Here is a 17,258-nt window from a genome sequence, read left to right as displayed (position 1 = left end):
GGCTTTTTTTATTTACACCGATTTGATACGTAGGGATCGGAAATCAAGGAGTTGAACGGAATATGAACACACAAATCAAAAAGTACAAAACGCTGCTAAAGACCGTCGATAACACGCTGAACGCTTTAAACGGCGAACGGGTGAGCATCTTGCATATCGGCAGCCTTAAAGTGCAGCGGCAACGTTTCGCAGGAGATCCGGTAGGCGTCCAGCTAGTCGACCGCCTGTTGGAACACGTCGAGCTTTACCACAAGGAGTCGGATATTCGGATGCTGCGAGCTTCGGGCAAAAAAGTTAATGCTGCGATGGACGCCATACTGATTGCTGGGCTTCGGTCGCAAGGAGCTGATCGGTAATGGCCTATAGCTTAACGGCTGTATTAGAATTACGCGATAACATGTCGCGGAATCTTCGTGGCGCAGTGCAGAATATCAACAGTGCCGGCGACACGGTTTCTAATCTGAATAATAAAATGAACACGCTGGCCAAAGCCGGCATGGTTGCGGTTGGTGCGGGCGCCGTTGCCGCCGGTGCAGGTATCGCCGCGATGGGCAAAAACGCAATCGAAGCTGCGGCCGACAGCGCTGCAATGACGGCACAGTTCGAGCAGGTCTTCGGCGATCTTGCCCCCGCAGCGCAAAAGGCGATAGATGGAATGTCGAAAGAGTTCGATTCTGCGCCGAACCGCCTGAAGCCCGCCATGTCGCAAATGACTTCGATGTTCAAGGGACTCGGTATTGATACGGAAGAAGCAATGGCGATGGCAACCTCAGGTGTAACGATGGCCAGTGATGCGGCTGCCTTCTACGACAAATCGTTTGCGGACGCCAACTCAGCGTTAAATTCCTTTATTAAGGGGTCCTACGAAGGCGGGGAATCAATCGGCCTCTTCGGATCGGCAGCGACAATGACCGCCTATGCTTCGAAGGAACTCGGCAAGGACTTCGATAAGCTAGACGAAGCTGGAAAGCAGATCGTCCGACTGAAATTCGCGCAATCCATGCAGGAAAGAGCCGGTGCGACCGGTCAAGCCGCCAGGGAATCCGACAGCCTATCGAACCAACTTGGCAACGTTAAGCAGCTCTGGACGGACGTTATGGCGAAGCTGGGCGAGGGTATTTTGCCAATCGCTATCGGTCATATTAAAACGCTGGCCACGACGCTGAAAAACTTCGACGTGCAGCCGATCGTCAACGGCATCGACACGACGATTAACCGCTTTATCGCGCTGAAAGCCCAGGCAACGCCAGTCATCGAGGACATTATCGCCAAGGTGAAAGAATTTGCGAGCACTATTAAAACGAATTGGGAGCCGATTAAAGACGTATTGGCGGGCATTGGCGCAGCCGCGCTAACTGCCGTAGTCGCAATTAAGACGTTATCGGCCATTAACGCCGTTACCACCGCATTCAAGGCGTTCAAAGCAAGCGCATTTGCAGCGACATGGGCGACGAAGGGCTTCAGTGCCGCGCTCCTAATGAATCCGGTCGGTCTAATCGTTATCGCCTTAGTGGCGCTAGTCGGCACAATCGTATACCTTGTCAACCGCTTCGACTGGGCTAAGGACGCCATGAACACGGTATGGAGCGCCATTAAAACGGGCTTTAGCGCAGTCATGGAATGGCTCAAACCGTACGTTACAGCAACAATGGACGTTGTTATGAGCGCATTCAACGCCGTGAAGAACTACATTGGCGAAGTCATGCCGATGATTAGCACGATCATTAAATTCGTATGGTCGATTATCGGCCCGCTGATTAAGCACAACCTGACGATCATCCTGAACGTCGTGAAGCTCGCCTTCAATACGATTAAAGACGTCATCGGGTGGGCGCTTAACAACGTCCTGAACATCATTAAAACGGTATGGGGCGTTATCTCCGGCCTGTTCAAGACGGCGCTTCAACTATTGACCGGCGACTGGTCAGGCGCATGGGAAACGATGAAAGAAACGGCCGTTACCGCCTTCAGTAATCTCGGCGAACTGTTCTCGGAATGGATCGGCGGCGCACTCGACATCGGTAAAAACTTCATTACCGGAATCGTTGACGGCTTCCTGGCGGTATGGGATTCGCTGGTCGATACGGCGCGAAGCATTTGGGACTCCGTTACCGGCATCTTCGACGAGAAGAAAACGGTTAATGTCGGCGTCAACGCGCAGACGACTACCGGCGGCGTGCTTAACGGCCGTGCAGGCAATCCGCGAGTCGACGGTTCGCATTACAACGGCTTAGACAAAGTACCATATAACGGCTACGTGGCGAAGTTGCACAAAGGCGAGCGCGTCATGACAGCCGACGAGAACAAAGTGTATTCAGCCGGCGGCAATAACGTCGTCAACCTTTCGGTCGTCTACAACGGCGGCCAGAAGCTCGATCAGCAGGAAATGGACAGATTCTCGAATTACCTGGCGAAACAACTGGCACAAGCGGGTGCCGGCGGCGCATAACGCTGACATTGCAGTTCTAACGCGATTATCTTTCGCCAAACGCACGACTTACCAACAAACGGGCGGCCTAATGACGGTACGCCCAAAAGGAGCAAGCACTAATGACGAAACAACTAACGGAACAACAATACGCGGCCATCGAATGGCTGGCGCTGCCCAATCGCGGCGGTAAGACGATTAAAGAGATTGCCGACGAGGTAGGCGTGTCCGACCGCACGGTTCAACGCTGGCGCACCGACGAGCAGTTCGTTAAGGCGGTGGCCAGGCGGGTCATGATCGCGTCGCAGGATCGGCTGCCGGAACTAATGGCGAAGGCTAACGACGCTTTCCTAACGGACGGCAATGCGGCGTTGTTGCGCGTGATCCTTCAATCGTACGGCTTGCTGACGGATAAAGTCGAAGTTAAGAGCGATGCAGCCGGCGCAGGTCAGGCCGTCGACATGGCCGCTATTCGTGCGGAAATCGCTCGTATGCGCAACGACAAGTAAGACGCAGGGCGACACGCAGTAATAAACGCATCTTATATAGAAGAAACTCAACGGGCGGTCTGGCGTAAATGTCGCGCCGTCCGTATACATAGCCGCAAGGCACAACGTGATAATACCGCCATTTAACCCGCTAGACGCTATCTGCGCGCGCGGCATCAAGCGTTTTGATACGCAATTAACCTAAAGCAACTTGTGTTGAAGTGCATATCATAGTAGGAACTCGCCAGGCACTATAAAGATTACGTAAGGTTTTACTGTGTATTGCGTTATATTTACCGCAACCTCCGGCTAATCGGCGCTGGCGGCCGAGACCACTTTGAAACCGAAGGGGTGCGTCCATTAAACCACCGTATAACGGACGAAATAGAACCGTCTATATAATCAACGTTTTAGCGCTTGACATCTGTCCATAAACTCGTCTATACTAAAAGTACATAAAACGTATGGGAGTGGACGATATGATTATCGGATATGGACGGGTATCAACGATAGACCAATCGCTAGACGTACAGACGGACGCAATCGAGAAATACGCAGCGGATCACGGCGAAGAGCTAAAGCTATTTACGGAAAAGCAAAGCGGCGGCAAGCGTGACCGCCAGGCGTTGAAGCAAGCGATGGACACAGCGCGTAAAGGCGACATCTTCGTTATCTATAAGCTCGATCGGTTAGCGCGCTCAACGAAAGACCTGCTCGAAATCACCGAAGAACTGGCGCAGCGAGGCGTACAGTTCGTCAGCATCAACGATAGCCTAGATACGACTACAGCGGCAGGCAAGGCCATGTTCGGTATGCTGGCGGTATTCGCTGAGTTCGAGCGTAACATCATCCGGGAACGTACAGAAGCCGGCTTGCAAGCGGCGCGCAGACGTGGCAGAACTGGCGGCCGCCCAACGTTAGACAAGCGCATGAAGCAACAGATCAAAGCGCTGTACGATGCGAAGGAAAGCGCAACAGACATAGCGAAGTTGCTGAACGTCGGACGAAGCACCGTTTATAAAGTCTTAAAAGAATTCGAGGAAACTGCCGGGGTATAACGCCTTGGCTTTCGGGCCAGCGTCGCTCCGTACCCCAGAGCCGGGCCTCGCCTAAAGTGGATTCAGCCGTATTAACCGTCCGCACAATTTTTCTACGTTTGGGGATTACGAAGCGACAGGAAATACGTGGAAATAACGCTTGTATATCGAAATGACTTTAGGTACAATCGAGTTAGCGAAATTAACCGCCCTGAATGCCGGTGGTTTACCGTCCATATGAAGATTAACACGTCCTATATACCGTTAGAAACAGCGTCATATCAACGTTTGACTTTCCGGAGTGCCCTACGGCGGCTTTACGATTGAAAATCCGAACGCCATCGCTTCTTGCGGCTGCGGCACATCATTCCGTACCGCGCAAAAAGCAGGCACACCGGAAAACTGCTGATCATCTGTCTTTTATGCAAAAAGCCTTTCTGAAAGGGTGCCACGGCATCTTTGAGGGAACGGCTTTTTTCTATGCGCACAAAAAAGCCCTTCGCTGGTTGGCGAAAGGCTCAATGGGTTACTTCACGTTGATGCGGTCTGTAGCTGGTGCTGCAATCGGCCCAGCTTGTTTCACGATATAAGCTTCAAGAGCGTCCAAGTCGACTGGTCCGACTAGAGGGCTGGTGCCGCCTGTAAGTTTCGTGAACCCGTCTCCGCCGCCTGCAAGGAAGTTGTTGATCGTTACGGTATAGGTAGCATCTCCGGCAATTGCATTGCCGTCTGCATCTTTCAGCTCGGTGATTTTGCTGCCGATCGGAGCAGCTTGGTCAATTGTGTACGATAATCCGGAAACCTGCAGAATCGTTGTTTTTGAAGCCGTAAACTGCTGTTCAAGCACATCTTTCAGTTGTTGGCCGGTATAAGTCATGCTGACAAGCTGATTGCCGAATGGCTGGGTGGTGAACAGTTCGCCCCAAGTGATCGGTCCGGCATTCAAATCTGCACGGATGCCGCCTGGATTCATGAGGGCAAAATCTGTTGCCATCGCGTCGCGCTGGGAATCCGCAATTAGATTGCCGAGTGCTGATTCGCCGCTTGCATCCCCGGATTTCGTGATTGCTTCAGAAGCGGTGCCGACTTCACGGTCGATCAGCGGAGCGACGGTCGCCTTATATCCGTCGACCATCGCTTTGACTTCGGCATCCGGTTCAATTCCGGCATGGAAAGTCGTGACGACTTCGGCTGATTTTTGGACGATATCTTTTGTCTTCGGATCAATGACAAGGTCGATATCCGTAAAAGCTGTTCCATAGGAATAGCCTTGGACGACCAATTTATTGTCTACAATGGCATCTGAATAAGCATGGTTATGTGCGCCTAGAATGATATCCACTTCATCATGGACCGTATTGGCCAATGCAACGGATTCGCCGGTAGCTCCGGTACCATCCGAGTTGGATGCCGCGGGTGCATGCGCCAGAACCACGATCGACTCAACGCCTTTTGCTTTCAATTCGGCTACCGCTCCATCGATTGCTTGTGCAGAATCGGTCACCTCGATATTTTCCAATGCACTTGCGATGACCACTTCTTTGATATCCTTTGTGACTACACCGATGAAACCGATGTCCATGCCATTCACTTTTTCGATGTGATAGGCCGGGAGCAAGGTCTTGCCTGAATCTTTATAAACAACATTTGCGGCAACGTAAGGGAAGTCTGCGCCTTCAAAATCGCCGGTAGCTTCATGGAAGCCGCCATCAAGTAAACGCATCAGTTCAGGAACGCCCCGGTCAAATTCGTGGTTCCCCAATGTGCCGATGTCAAAGCCTAATTCATTCATGATTTCCACTGTCGGTTCGTCCATCAGAAGAGAAGAAGCTGGCGAACTGCCGCCTGTCATATCGCCGGAATGGATGAGGAGCGTGTTTTTATTTTCCGCTTCGCGCTGTTTTAAATACGCAGCAAGGTATTCTGCGCCGCCAGCTTGCTGCCCGCCGACTTTCCGGTATGTATCAATCTGTCCATGCCAGTCGTTTACGCCCAGCAATTGTACTTCAATGCCGCGGTTTGAGACATCGAAGTCCTGTCCGGGTTTTGCTTCTGCAATGCCTGGAATTGCTGTAGTTCCAACTAGGGCAAGTGCTAAAGCCGTACTCGCTGCAAACTGGAATTTCATTTTGCCGTTCTTTCTCATCGGATGATTGCTCCCTTAGTGGTTATATTTTTTTGAAACGCATAAAACTCTTTTCAATATTTCGACAAGTGAAAAATGTCTTATAATGAGAGAATATCAAATACATAATTTACATGAAATAGGAATATGGATTCATTAGAGAAGAATATTCCAGGCTTAATAGAAATTGAGAGATATGGTGCTTCTCTCGTTCGGGAGGAAGCGGAAATTCCATTGCGCTTTTCAGTAGCCGGGTGGAAAGAGGAAGGCGAAGAGGCTTGCTTGCCATAATGGATAGGCCAGCCGGCTATCTGGAGAACACAGACCATCCGCTTGCGTCAGAAGCGTGAACGAATTGTGCATAAGCCGGCACAGTTGGCATTATCCAGTTGAAATGAGGGTGTAAAAGGTCTAATATAGAGTATAGGAGTTTATTGGAATTCATATGACTCATATATTTATTTAATTCCGTTTTAAAAAATGACTTGAAGGTGGTTGCGATTGTTTTGAAAAGACCGTCAATATTAGTATTGGGCGCAGGCTACGGTGGCTTGACTACTGTAGTGAACCTGCAGAAAGTCCTTGGCACTGACGCCGCAGATATTACGCTAATCAACAAGAACGAATACCATTACGAAAGCACATGGCTCCACGAGGCGGCTGCAGGAACACTTCGCCCGGAACAAGTGCGCTACGACATCAAAGACGTGATCGACAGCGTGAAGACGAAATTCGTCCAAGCGACAGTCCAAGCGATCGATGTCCAAAACAAGAAAGTCACAACTGACAATGGCGTATTTACATACGACTATCTTGTCATCGGCCTCGGCTTCGAAGGGGAAACTTTCGGAATCACAGGCTTGGACAAATATGCGTTGTCAATTGCCAACGTTAAAGCGGCACGCTATATCCGCGAACACATCGAGTTCCAATTCGCGAATTGGTCAACAGAAGCTGTCAAAGATGACAGCCGTCTGACGATCGTTGTCGGCGGAGCAGGCTTCACAGGAATTGAATTCCTTGGTGAACTTGCGAACCGTGTACCTGAACTTTGCAAAGAGTTCGATGTGCCGCGCGAAAAAGTGCGCGTCATCTGTGTGGAAGCAGCACCGATGGTATTGCCAGGTTTCGATCCGGAATTGGTCAGCTATGCAGTAGGCCAGCTTGAAGCGAAAGGCATCGAGTTCTCTATCGGTACGCCGGTAGTGGAAGCGACTCCTGAAGGCGTCAACATCAAAAAGGGTGAAGACAAATTCGAATTCATCAAAGCCGGCACTGTCGTTTGGGCTGCAGGCGTCCGCGGCAGCAAGCTGATCGAAGAATCAGGCATTGAAAACATGCGTGCCCGCGTCAAAGTGGACAAAGATCTTCGTGCTCCTGGCTTCCACGATGTATTTATCGTCGGGGACTGCGCATTGATGATCAACGAAGAAACAAACCGTCCGTATCCTCCGACTGCACAAATTGCAATGCAGCAAGGGGAAACGATCGCGAAAAACATTAATGAACTGATCAAGGGCGGCGAAACAGTTGAATTCGTTCCGGATCTTAAAGGGACCGTTTGTTCTTTGGGCGACGACGATGCAATCGGCGTAGTCTTCGGCAAGAAAGTAACTGGCAAACGTGCTTCATTCATGAAGAAAATGATCGACAACCGTGCATTGTACATGGTTGGCGGACCATCTCTTGTCATGAAAAAAGGAAAATTCAACGTTCTATAATCAAACAACAGGGCTCCCGCTTGCGGGAGCTTTTTTTGTTCAAGGAGGAAAGTCATGGCAACTTCAAAGCGGGGGAATGTCTGGCTGGCTGCGGCCGGGCTGGTCATCAATGCGGATAAAGAATGGCTGGTGGTGAAAAAAAGGTATGGCGGCTTGCACGGAAAATGGTCCTTGCCTGCTGGATTCGTGCTGCCCACTGAAACGATTGACGAAGCTGTGGTGCGGGAAGTGCAGGAGGAAACAGGAATCAGCTGTACGGTCCAAGGGATGATCGGTTTCCGGACCGGCGTGATCCGCGAGGAAGTGAGCGACAATATGGCGATTTTCCTGCTCAAACCCCGTGATGAGTCGGAAGAGCTCCGTGTCCAATTGTCAGAGTTATATGAAGCAGCCTGGATGGCTCCTGAGCTGTTGGAGGCTGATAACGATGTATCCGCCATGCTCCATGAAATGGCAGATTATGTATTGGAAGAAGGATTCAATGTGATTGATAACGTGGACCCCGGTGCGGTTTTCGGCTATTCTGCGTATAAATTATTTTTTAAAAAATAGAGAAATAGCGAGAAAAAAAGGGCATAAGAAAGAATGGGAGGGATGTATCCGTTTACATCCCTCTTTCTTATGCTTGCATAATAAAAAAGACCGTGATATATTATCAGAATATTAAAAACAATAACAGGAGGAGGTGTTTCGAATGAAGATGTTTACTAAATCTAAGCCCGGCAATCATTGCCCGTATTGTGGAGGCAAAGGCTACTTCCAGTTGCGATTGGGTGGTTCTGAAACGTGCTCCTGCTGTTCTGGTTCTGGCAAAAAATAATGGATAAGGCATAAGAAAAGCGCTCGTGGAAAAATTTCCACGAGCGCTTTTCTTATAAACTGGCAACTAAGGGAAGAGAGAAAGGAAAACTGGCCTATGCTGGCTGTCCGAAGCGTAGAAATAGCATACTCCTATAGTTTTCCTTCAGGTTTTTCCACTATCCGGCACTGCTGCAAATGCAATAATTGACAAAGCGATGAACTCTGGCCTGACTGATTGAAAGCCGATTCCTTTTCGGGTAAACTGATGGAAGGAATATCGGAGGTTAGAATAGATGGACACTTCTTTTAGTATTGTACAATTGATCATTTCGATGCTGTTGTTTTTCGTCATGTTTTTCGGCATCGGCTTTTTGCTGAATATGCTGCTCCGCATGACATGGCTGATGGCCATCGTTTATCCGATCGTCGTTTTGCTGATTATCGATGATGTTGGCTTTTTTGATTATTTCACCCAACCGGGAGAATCGTTCTCTATGCTGGGAAATACGTTGACGTCATTGACCGGCGTCGATATTGCCGTGCTGACAGCAGGCTTTGCCGGAGCTGTCACATCAGGGTTTGTCATGAGAATCCTGCGCAAGATGGGGTACCAAATGTTCTAGAACAAAAACCGCCAAGTCCGGACCGATCCGGACTTGGCGGTTTTTTCTATTAGATCAAGCCGTAGATGGCAAACGCGAGGGCAATCCCGGTCAAAGCCCCCATGAACACTTCGCTCGGCTTGTGGCCCAAGAGCGTTTTCAGCTCCTTGATCTTCTCTTCTTCTTTTTTATGGTTCCAGTTCCGTGTTTCATTCATGAATAGGTGCAAATCTCTCCGAAGCTTGTTGATCGTCAGTGCATGCTGTCCGGCTTGGAAACGGACACCTGTGGCATCATACATCGTAATCACAGCAAACATCGTGGCAACTGCAAAAATCGTGGAATCGGCTCCGTGCTCGATGCCGACGGCTGTCGTAAGCGAAGTCACCGCAGCAGAATGGGAGCTCGGCATGCCACCCGTTGAAGTGAATAAACCCCATTTCAATTCACGGGTCACTGCATAATGGATGGGAATTTTGACGAATTGTGCAAATAGGATAGCAAAAAGTGCGATCATCAGTGGCATATTTGAGAAAATCTCCATTCGAAACAACCTTTCAGAAAATATTATTGTTTTAGTATAGCACACGCAAAGCTTCTTGAAAGTCCGAAACCGTTTCGTTTCCCGAACTACTCGGAAGCCGGAATACGTGCTACACTGAAATAGAAACCAAATCAAGGAGGAATCAGTATGGAATTCAAAACGATTTCAGATGCACAGGCTTGTGAAGCGGATATTCTCGTGGTGGGCTTGAGCCGCCATCCGGAAAATACAAAAGGATGGAATGATTTTTCAGCGCGCTTTAACGGCAAATTGGAAGACTGGACCAAACAGGACCTTTCATTTGATAAGAATGCACTTGTTACATACCCGGCCCTATCGGGATCGATTCCACGCGTATTGTTTGTCGGGCTGGAGGACCGCAAGAAATTGTCCGAAGATGATGTCCGTTCAGCTTTCGCATTGGTCGGCAAAGAGCTTTCGAAGAAGAAATTCAAACACGCAGCCGTCTATTTGGATTCATTCCAAAACGAGAAGGTCAGCGTTGAAGATGCTGCCTATTTGGCGGCTGAAGGCATAGCGATGGGAGCTTACCGCTTTGACGATTACAAGACGTCTTCAAACGAAGCTGACGCTGCTATCGAGGCCTTAACATTCTTGACGGAAGAGAATCCGGAAGAAGTGGAAGCTTCGGCATTTATCGGGCATGTTTTTGGCCAGTCGGTCAACGAAGCGCGGACATTGGTTAATATGCCGGGGAATCTGCTGACGGCGACCGCGCTTGCTGATTACGCGAAAGAGCTTGGGGAATCATACGGCTTTGAAACGGAGATTCTTGGAAAAGCGGAAATGGAAGAGCTCGGAATGGGCGCCATTCTTGCGGTCAACCAAGGTTCGGTGGAAGAACCCCGTTTGATTGTCTTGAAATACAAAGCGACAGAAGGCTTTGAAAACCCGCTGGCGTTGGTCGGAAAAGGGATCACATTCGATACGGGCGGCTATTCATTGAAGCCGAAAGACGGCATCGTCGGCATGAAAGGCGACATGGGCGGAGCCGCTGCAGTGCTCGGCGCGATGAAGATCATCGGCGAATTGCAGCCGGAGCAAAACGTCGTTGCCGTAATCGCTTCGACGGATAACATGGTATCGGGCAATGCATTCAAGCCGGATGATGTAATCACGTCGCTTAGCGGCAAAACGATTGAAATCCTCAATACCGACGCAGAAGGTCGCTTGGTGCTCGCTGACTCGGTTACTTATGCGAAACAGCTTGGCGCGGCAAAGATCATCGATGTCGCCACTTTGACAGGGGGCGTCATTGTGGCCCTCGGAAATGACAAGACCGGTGCATTGACGAACGATGAGGCATTCTTCGAAAGCTTCCTGGAAGCGGCACAGGAAACCGGTGAATTCGTTTGGCGGCTGCCGTTGACGGAAAGCGATAAAAAAAGGATCCGCAAAAGCGATGTCGCAGATTTGAACAATTCGCCCGGACGCGATGGCCACATGATTTTCGGCGGCGGCTTTGTCGGGGAATTCGCAGAAGAGACCCCATGGATCCATTTGGATATTGCCGGGACTTCGCACGCAGCAGCGGCGCATGACCTGGGGCCAAAAGGCGGCACAGGAGCAATGGTGCGCACGTTGGCCATGATGGTGGAGAGAATGGCAGAACAGCAATAAACGAAAAAGAGTCGGCAAGCGGTATTTCCGCTTGCCGACTCTTTTCTATTTGTTTTCACGTTTTTTCTCAAGCAGCACTTTCATGTCATCACGAACCGTTTCTTCAGCCAATTGGATGCCTGACATATAGGAGGCGCGGCCGATCAGATGGCCGGCAACCGGAGTGGTGATGAATAGGAACACGATCGCTATGATCAATTGCGGCGACATGATTCCTTCGATCAGCCAAAAATGCAGGAAGACGCCGGCAAGGATTCCCATGACACCGAGCGTGGAGCTCTTGGAAGCGGCGTGCGTCCGCGTATAGACATCCGGCAGCCTGACCAAGCCAAGAGCCGTAACAGCGCTGAAAATCACGCCTACGCTGACGAGAATGATGATTATGACGTTAACGATTAGGTTTTCGATCGAAAATCACACCTCTCTCAATAAACTTGGCGAATGCCGTGGTTCCGATAAATGACAGGATGCTCAAAAGCAGGATAATTTCCAGGAAAAACTCAGTGTCTAGGATCAAAGACAACAAGGCGATGATGGAGACCAATGCTACTCCCAGGGCATCCAATGCCACGACCCGGTCAGCAATTGTCGGGCCTTTGATCAGCCGGAACAGCAGGCCTGCAAAAGCACAGCTCACAATCAGCAGCGATATCCAGTAGAAAATCATCATGAGCGGCTCACCTCCAAAATCGCAAGTTCAAACGTATTTTTTATTGACGAAACCGCGTCATCGATATCTTCAAAATCTATGGCATGGATATAAAGGCGTTTTTGGTCATCGGAAATGCCGACGACCAATGTGCCTGGCGTCAAAGTGATCAAAGCCGACAGGAGCGTGATTTCCCAATCATGCTGCAATTCGGTTTCAAGTTCGAAAATAGCCGGCCGGATGCTCAGCTTCGGCTGGATGACCAGTTTGAATACAGCGAAACTCGACAAGACCAGCTCTTTCAGAAAGAGCAGGCAGAGATAAATCACTGCCCATACCCGGTAAAGGTACAGCCGGGAAGAGAAAAAGCGCCGCATCATAATGATGATGATCAAGCCAACCAAAAAGCCAATTGCAAATCCAGACGAAGTGAAGCTGTCAGTAATAAACATCCAGATGCCGGCTAAAAAGACATTCAATAAAATTTGCAGTGACATCTTTATCTACTCCTTCATAACCGCATCTATGTAGATGGATGGATTTAATAACACTTCGCCTGCATCAGTGATGAACGGCATGAACATCTCTGCGCCGACTCCGAGGACCACTGTCAGTGCAACGAGCGCGACCGTCGGAATGAACATCTGATAAAATGAAGATTTTTTCATCGGCAGGGTTTCAACCGGCTCTCCCCAGAATGCGTAGATGAAGATGCGTACGACACTCAGGAGGACAAGCAGGCTCGTAGCCAGAATCACAATGCTGCCCCAGAATTGAGGGCCCTCAAAGCCGCCCTGGACAATAAGAAGCTTGCCCGGGAAGCCGCTGAGCGGGGGAATGCCGGCAAGGCCGAACGCCGTCAGGAGATATACCCAGCCAAGGACCGGATAGGTCTTCATCAGTCCGCCCATTTCGCGGAGATTGGATGTGCCGAAAATGGCCGCGACGATGCCGACAAGGAAGAACAGGGCCGCTTTGATCAGCATGTCGTGGATCAAATAGAAAATCGATCCGTTGACGCCCGCTTCATTCAATTGGGAGACCCCGAAGAGGATGACGCCGACCGCGATGATGATGTTGTAAATGATGATCTTTTTAACATCAAAGTAGGCTAGTGCACCAACACACCCTGCAAGGATCGTCAGAATCGCAATGATTGCCAGCAATTCATGCGTGAAGGCGGTATTCATCGTAAAGAATAGCGTGTATGTTCGCATGATTGCATAAACACCGACTTTTGTCAGCAAAGCGCCGAACAAAGCAAGAATAGGGATCGGTGGTGCAAAATAAGAGCCAGGCAGCCAGAAGTAAAGCGGGAAGATGGAAGCCTTGAATCCGAAGACCACCAGCATCATTACCGCAATAACTGTCAGAATCCCGGTCTCTTCGATCTGAGGAATCTTCAGCGCCAAATCAGCCATATTCAATGTGCCTGTAACAGAGTACAAATAAGCGACACCGGCTACAAACAAAGCAGAAGAGATAATATTCACCAACAAGTACTTGATTGATTCCCGAAGCTGCGGGCGTTCGCCTCCATGCACAATCAGCATGTATGAAGACATGAGCAGCACTTCAAAGAATACGAACAAATTGAAAATATCGCCGGTGGTGAAAGCGCCATTTACGCCAGTTAGCAGAAAGAGCACAGCTGGATAATAGAAGGCACCTTCACGCGGTGCACCGATGGCCGGCATGCTGTATAAGATGACGAAAAGCGTAATCAGGGTCGCTGTGACCACCAGAAGGGCGGATAACGGATCAGAAACCATAGAGATTCCGAATGGGGCTTGCCAGCTTCCTAATGTTACAGCCTGTACGCCACTGGAATTCACTTTTGCTATTAGAAACAGCGCCGCTGCCAAAGTGGAGACAGCACCTATTACAGCAATTATACGCTGCATGCGGATATTTTTTGGAAAGAACATCATGATAGTAGCAAAAAATAAGGGAATGATAATCGGAAACAAAAGCAAATTACTCATAATCTTCAGTTCCTCTCATCATGTCCATATTGTCCGTCCCCAATTCCTGGTAAGCTCGATAGGCTAACACCAGAAAGAAGGATGTAACAGCAAACGAAATAACAATAGCTGTTAGTATCAGCGCCTGCGGAAGTGGATCGGCATAATCACCGATGGAAACACCTTCTGCCACCACTGGCGGAGCCGTTCCGCCAAGTCCGCCCATGGTTAATAACAGCAAATGGGCTCCGTGGCTAAGCAGACCGGTGCCGATGATAATCCGGATAAGGCTTTTGGATAGCATTAAGTAAACAGCTGCCATGAATAAAATCCCGATGACAACCGACATGATAATTTCCATTATTCATCCTCTCCAATCGTTTGAATAATGGTCATCGTAACTCCGACAACAACCAAATAAACTCCTAAATCGAATAACGCGGCAGAATGCAGCGAGGTTTTGCCGAACAGCGGCAAATTGAAATAATCGTATGCGTGCGTGAAGAACGGGACGTCAAAGAAAATCGAAGCGCTTGCAGTGGCCAGAGCAATCAGCAGGCCCGCAGCCGTCATGAAAACATAATTGACCGGCAGGATCTTCTTCACCGTTTGCAAATCGAACGCGAGCATTAGCAAAACGATGGCGGAGGCGGTCAGCAACCCACCGACAAAACCGCCGCCTGGCGTATAATGTCCGGCAAAAAAGATATGAACTGCAAACATAAGGATTATAAACGTTACAACTTTCGTAGCGCTCTGAAGCATAACATCATTTGTTCTCATGTTGATCCTCCTTAGTGCTCAAACGGAGTTTGATCATGGCGATAATGGCAATCCCTGCAATTCCAAGAACCGCAATTTCGAACAACGTATCAAATCCACGGTAGTCGACCAGGATGACGTTGACGATATTGCCGCCGCCAGCTTCCGTATACACCGTTTCCTTATAAAATTCGGAGATGGAAGGCAGGATCTTCTGGGAATGTGCCGATAGCGCGACGAGCGTCATCGTGACTCCGACGCCTAGCGCAATAATGGCATTCCCCAGCCGGAACCGCATCCGTTCGTTCATTTTCGTGTTTTTCGGCAGATGGTAGAAAGCCAGCAGGAAAAGCGCTACAGATATGGTCTCAATCACCAATTGGGTCAACGCCAGATCCGGTGCCCGGAAAATGACGAAGAACAACGCGACAGAATAGCCGACCGCACCCAGTGCAATGATGGACATAAGCCTTGATTTTGAAGCGACGATCGTGATGACCCCGCCGATCAATGTTGCGGCGATGATGATTTCGTAAATGCCGATCGGTGCCAGATTGCCTGTTTCAAAACGGAACGAATCGGTCATGAACAAAGCGCTCAGCGAAATCAGGATGAAAAAGCCGAACATGTAGATCAGGTAAGACCGGATAAAGCCGGTCATGTAGATGGCGGAAAAACGGTTGGCGCCTGTATCGCCGAGGTACATGCCAAAATCGTAGAGGCGGTTCAATGATACCGCTTCCGGATAGTTATCATAGATGCGCTGCCATTTGCGGAGCGTCCAGAACAGCAGGCCGCCGACCGCAAAAATTCCGAGCGTCATGAACAATTCCGGTACGAAGCCGTGCCAAGCAGTGATATGGACATCGACCTGTTCAGGTGCGCTGTACATGAATGGCTGGATGGCGATGACTGCCGGTTTGACGATCCAATCACCGACCACATTTGGAATGAAGAAGATGGCGATGACAAGAACGGCCAAGATGGCAGGGGGCACAAGCATGCCTTTCGGCGCTTCGTGCGCCTGTTTCGGCAGTTCTTCCGGTTTGTGCTTCCCGGCAAAAGTATAGAATACAAAATAAAAACTGTAGATGAAAGTGAACACACTACCAATCCACGCAATGACCGGGAAAAGGATTCCCCAGGCGTCCATGGAGAACAGATCGAATTCCATGATTGTCAGCATTGCTGTCAGGAAAGTCTCCTTGCTCAGGAAACCGCCGAATAGCGGAAGGCCGGCCATCGAGAATGAACCGATCATGGCGATCGTAAAGGAAATCGGCATGAGGCTCATCAAGCCGCCCAATTTGCGGATATCGCGCGTGCCGGTTTCATGGTCGACAATGCCGGCAACCATGAACAGGCTGCCTTTGAACACAGCGTGGTTTACAAGATGGAAAATCGCCGCGAAAGCTGCGTATTTAAAAGCCGTGCCAGCAGCGTCTTCCACATGGAAGCCCATTGCGGAAGCACCGAGCAGGCTCATAATCAAGCCGAGCTGCGAGACGGTCGAGAAAGCGAGGATCGCTTTCAGGTCTTTTTGCTTTAATGCAAACACCGAACCCCACACCATCGTGAACAGTCCAATGCCCGTCACGAGCCAGATCCAGAGGCCGGAAGCCGCGAAAATCGGGGTGAACCGCGCCACCAGGTAAAGGCCGGCTTTGACCATTGTAGCCGAATGCAGATACGCACTGACCGGAGTAGGCGCTTCCATAGCATCCGGAAGCCAGATGTAGAACGGGAACTGGGCGGACTTCGTGAAAGCTCCGAGCAAGATCAGAACGAGCGCCCATAAAAAGAATTCATGGCCGACAAGTTCCGGCGCCTGCGCCACCAGTTCTCGGATCGAGTAAGTGTTGCCCATCAAGCCGAGCAGCACAAAGCCGCCCAGCATCATCAAGCCGCCAAAGACCGTGATCATCATCGACTTCAGCGCACCAAAGCGTGAACGGTCGCGCGTATACCAGTAGCCGATCAGCAGGAAGGAAGAAATTGAAGTGAGCTCCCAGAACAAGTAAAGGCTGATCAGATGGTCGCTCTGGACGACTCCGAGCATTGCTGTCATGAACATCAGCAAGTAGACATAGAAATTATGTAGCTGCTCCCGTTTTTTATCCAGATAAAAAATGGAATAAAGAACGACCAGCGCGCCGATGCCGGTGATCAGCAGGGAGAACAGGAGGCTGAGTCCGTCCAGATAGGCGACGAAGGAAATATCCAGCGAAGGGATCCATTGGAGTTCAGAGGAACGGGTACCGCCTTCCATCGTAACGGGAAGGAGTGTTGCGTAGTAGCTGAATAAGATCAATGGAACAATCAGGACGAACCAGCCCGTATGTATGCGGGCAACTTTTTTGTACAGCAGCGGAATAAATAAGGCTGCAATTATCGGCAGAAATATTAAAAGCACGAGTGACAAATGAATCCTCCTTTCAAGCGGAAACATGATGGGTTGCTAGGGAAATTATAACGTACATGACGAGAATTTGCACC

At 49.8% G+C, this 17,258-nt stretch carries 18 protein-coding genes and 1 pseudogene; 10 read left to right on the top strand and 9 right to left on the bottom strand.

What is annotated here, in order from left to right:
* Positions 1–62: 62 nt before the first annotated feature.
* The 5 genes and pseudogenes from ACTL32_RS18320 to ACTL32_RS18300 form a co-directional block, all read left to right on the top strand.
* Positions 63–356: a hypothetical protein gene (locus ACTL32_RS18320; RefSeq protein WP_441342785.1), complete on the top strand. Its 294-nt coding sequence runs from the start codon at positions 63–65 to the stop codon at positions 354–356.
* Positions 356–2,449, top strand: coding sequence for a phage tail protein (locus ACTL32_RS18315; protein WP_441342784.1), 2,094 nt, complete (start codon positions 356–358; stop codon positions 2,447–2,449). Before ACTL32_RS18320 ends, ACTL32_RS18315 begins: the two co-directional genes overlap by 1 nt.
* A gap of 101 nt (positions 2,450–2,550) precedes the next feature.
* On the top strand, positions 2,551–2,937 hold the full coding sequence (locus tag ACTL32_RS18310) for a phBC6A51 family helix-turn-helix protein (protein ID WP_441342783.1): 387 nt from the start codon (positions 2,551–2,553) through the stop codon (positions 2,935–2,937).
* A gap of 458 nt (positions 2,938–3,395) precedes the next feature.
* On the top strand, positions 3,396–3,974 hold the full coding sequence (locus ACTL32_RS18305; protein WP_441342782.1) for a recombinase family protein: 579 nt from the start codon (positions 3,396–3,398) through the stop codon (positions 3,972–3,974).
* 289 nt (positions 3,975–4,263) lie between these two features.
* Positions 4,264–4,362, top strand: a pseudogene (locus ACTL32_RS18300) (iron-sulfur cluster assembly accessory protein); the annotation flags it as partial.
* 117 nt (positions 4,363–4,479) lie between these two features.
* On the opposite strand, the gene ACTL32_RS18295 reads toward ACTL32_RS18300, so the two are convergent.
* A complete protein-coding gene (locus tag ACTL32_RS18295) occupies positions 4,480–6,099 on the bottom strand; it encodes a bifunctional metallophosphatase/5'-nucleotidase (RefSeq protein ID WP_441342781.1) in 1,620 nt (539 codons plus the stop codon).
* A 485-nt stretch (positions 6,100–6,584) separates the two neighbouring features.
* Between ACTL32_RS18295 and ACTL32_RS18290 the strand changes: the two genes are divergently transcribed.
* From ACTL32_RS18290 to ACTL32_RS18275, 4 genes are all read left to right on the top strand, one after another.
* Positions 6,585–7,799 carry an NAD(P)/FAD-dependent oxidoreductase gene (locus ACTL32_RS18290; RefSeq protein WP_204893098.1) on the top strand — a complete coding sequence of 405 codons (1,215 nt, stop codon included), beginning with the start codon at positions 6,585–6,587 and terminating at the stop codon, positions 7,797–7,799.
* A 54-nt stretch (positions 7,800–7,853) separates the two neighbouring features.
* A complete protein-coding gene (locus ACTL32_RS18285; RefSeq protein WP_441342780.1) occupies positions 7,854–8,351 on the top strand; it encodes an NUDIX domain-containing protein in 498 nt (165 codons plus the stop codon).
* Positions 8,352–8,499: 148 nt separating this feature from the next.
* The gene (locus ACTL32_RS18280) at positions 8,500–8,619 is read left to right on the top strand and encodes a YuiA family protein (RefSeq protein WP_441342820.1); all 120 of its coding nucleotides are present in this window, start codon (positions 8,500–8,502) and stop codon (positions 8,617–8,619) included.
* 274 nt (positions 8,620–8,893) lie between these two features.
* Positions 8,894–9,223 (top strand): YuiB family protein, encoded by a 330-nt coding sequence (locus ACTL32_RS18275; RefSeq protein WP_441342779.1) that lies wholly within the window; start codon positions 8,894–8,896, stop codon positions 9,221–9,223.
* A 49-nt stretch (positions 9,224–9,272) separates the two neighbouring features.
* On the opposite strand, the gene ACTL32_RS18270 is transcribed toward ACTL32_RS18275, so the two are convergent.
* Positions 9,273–9,746: a divergent PAP2 family protein gene (locus tag ACTL32_RS18270; RefSeq protein ID WP_441342778.1), complete on the bottom strand. Its 474-nt coding sequence runs from the start codon at positions 9,744–9,746 to the stop codon at positions 9,273–9,275.
* Positions 9,747–9,893: 147 nt separating this feature from the next.
* Here ACTL32_RS18270 and ACTL32_RS18265 point away from each other — a divergent pair, with 147 nt between their 5' ends.
* Positions 9,894–11,387, top strand: a complete 1,494-nt coding sequence (locus tag ACTL32_RS18265) for a leucyl aminopeptidase (RefSeq protein WP_441342777.1) — start codon at positions 9,894–9,896, stop codon at positions 11,385–11,387.
* 45 nt (positions 11,388–11,432) lie between these two features.
* Here ACTL32_RS18265 and mnhG read toward each other — a convergent pair whose 3' ends face one another.
* Genes mnhG through ACTL32_RS18230 form a run of 7 tightly spaced genes read right to left on the bottom strand, consistent with a single transcriptional unit; the run spans position 11,433 to position 17,184 of the window.
* Positions 11,433–11,762 (bottom strand): monovalent cation/H(+) antiporter subunit G, encoded by a 330-nt coding sequence (mnhG, locus tag ACTL32_RS18260; protein WP_441342819.1) that lies wholly within the window; start codon positions 11,760–11,762, stop codon positions 11,433–11,435.
* 13 nt (positions 11,763–11,775) lie between these two features.
* Positions 11,776–12,057, bottom strand: coding sequence for a Na(+)/H(+) antiporter subunit F1 (locus ACTL32_RS18255; protein ID WP_441342776.1), 282 nt, complete (start codon positions 12,055–12,057; stop codon positions 11,776–11,778).
* The gene (locus ACTL32_RS18250; protein WP_441342775.1) at positions 12,054–12,533 is read right to left on the bottom strand and encodes a Na+/H+ antiporter subunit E; all 480 of its coding nucleotides are present in this window, start codon (positions 12,531–12,533) and stop codon (positions 12,054–12,056) included. The genes ACTL32_RS18255 and ACTL32_RS18250 overlap by 4 nt, the downstream gene beginning before the upstream one ends.
* Positions 12,534–12,539: 6 nt before the next feature.
* Entirely contained in the window at positions 12,540–14,021 is a 1,482-nt protein-coding gene (locus ACTL32_RS18245) for a Na+/H+ antiporter subunit D (RefSeq protein ID WP_441342774.1), read from the bottom strand.
* Positions 14,014–14,361 carry a Na(+)/H(+) antiporter subunit C gene (locus ACTL32_RS18240; protein WP_441342773.1) on the bottom strand — a complete coding sequence of 116 codons (348 nt, stop codon included), beginning with the start codon at positions 14,359–14,361 and terminating at the stop codon, positions 14,014–14,016. Before ACTL32_RS18240 ends, ACTL32_RS18245 begins: the two co-directional genes overlap by 8 nt.
* Entirely contained in the window at positions 14,361–14,783 is a 423-nt protein-coding gene (locus tag ACTL32_RS18235; protein WP_441342772.1) for a Na(+)/H(+) antiporter subunit B, read from the bottom strand. Before ACTL32_RS18235 ends, ACTL32_RS18240 begins: the two co-directional genes overlap by 1 nt.
* Positions 14,770–17,184, bottom strand: coding sequence for a Na+/H+ antiporter subunit A (locus ACTL32_RS18230; RefSeq protein ID WP_441342771.1), 2,415 nt, complete (start codon positions 17,182–17,184; stop codon positions 14,770–14,772). The genes ACTL32_RS18235 and ACTL32_RS18230 overlap by 14 nt, the downstream gene beginning before the upstream one ends.
* Positions 17,185–17,258 lie beyond the last annotated feature (74 nt).

This window comes from Planococcus sp. FY231025, from assembly GCF_052078085.1.
Lineage (GTDB): Bacteria > Bacillota > Bacilli > Bacillales_A > Planococcaceae > Planococcus.
This window is presented reverse-complemented; position numbering and strand designations above follow the sequence as displayed.

Bases quoted from the DNA above. Each gene is read 5' to 3' on its own strand.
- ACTL32_RS18320 (WP_441342785.1), top strand. From the start codon at position 63: ATGAACACACAAATCAAAAAGTACAAAACGCTGCTAAAGACCGTCGAT.
- ACTL32_RS18315 (WP_441342784.1), top strand. From the start codon at position 356: ATGGCCTATAGCTTAACGGCTGTATTAGAATTACGCGATAACATGTCG.
- ACTL32_RS18310 (WP_441342783.1), top strand. From the start codon at position 2,551: ATGACGAAACAACTAACGGAACAACAATACGCGGCCATCGAATGGCTG.
- ACTL32_RS18305 (WP_441342782.1), top strand. From the start codon at position 3,396: ATGATTATCGGATATGGACGGGTATCAACGATAGACCAATCGCTAGAC.
- ACTL32_RS18295 (WP_441342781.1), bottom strand. From the start codon at position 6,099: ATGAGAAAGAACGGCAAAATGAAATTCCAGTTTGCAGCGAGTACGGCT.
- ACTL32_RS18285 (WP_441342780.1), top strand. From the start codon at position 7,854: ATGGCAACTTCAAAGCGGGGGAATGTCTGGCTGGCTGCGGCCGGGCTG.
- ACTL32_RS18280 (WP_441342820.1), top strand. From the start codon at position 8,500: ATGTTTACTAAATCTAAGCCCGGCAATCATTGCCCGTATTGTGGAGGC.
- ACTL32_RS18275 (WP_441342779.1), top strand. From the start codon at position 8,894: ATGGACACTTCTTTTAGTATTGTACAATTGATCATTTCGATGCTGTTG.
- ACTL32_RS18270 (WP_441342778.1), bottom strand. From the start codon at position 9,746: ATGGAGATTTTCTCAAATATGCCACTGATGATCGCACTTTTTGCTATC.
- ACTL32_RS18265 (WP_441342777.1), top strand. From the start codon at position 9,894: ATGGAATTCAAAACGATTTCAGATGCACAGGCTTGTGAAGCGGATATT.
- ACTL32_RS18255 (WP_441342776.1), bottom strand. From the start codon at position 12,057: ATGATGATTTTCTACTGGATATCGCTGCTGATTGTGAGCTGTGCTTTT.
- ACTL32_RS18250 (WP_441342775.1), bottom strand. From the start codon at position 12,533: ATGTCACTGCAAATTTTATTGAATGTCTTTTTAGCCGGCATCTGGATG.
- ACTL32_RS18245 (WP_441342774.1), bottom strand. From the start codon at position 14,021: ATGAGTAATTTGCTTTTGTTTCCGATTATCATTCCCTTATTTTTTGCT.
- ACTL32_RS18240 (WP_441342773.1), bottom strand. From the start codon at position 14,361: ATGGAAATTATCATGTCGGTTGTCATCGGGATTTTATTCATGGCAGCT.
- ACTL32_RS18235 (WP_441342772.1), bottom strand. From the start codon at position 14,783: ATGAGAACAAATGATGTTATGCTTCAGAGCGCTACGAAAGTTGTAACG.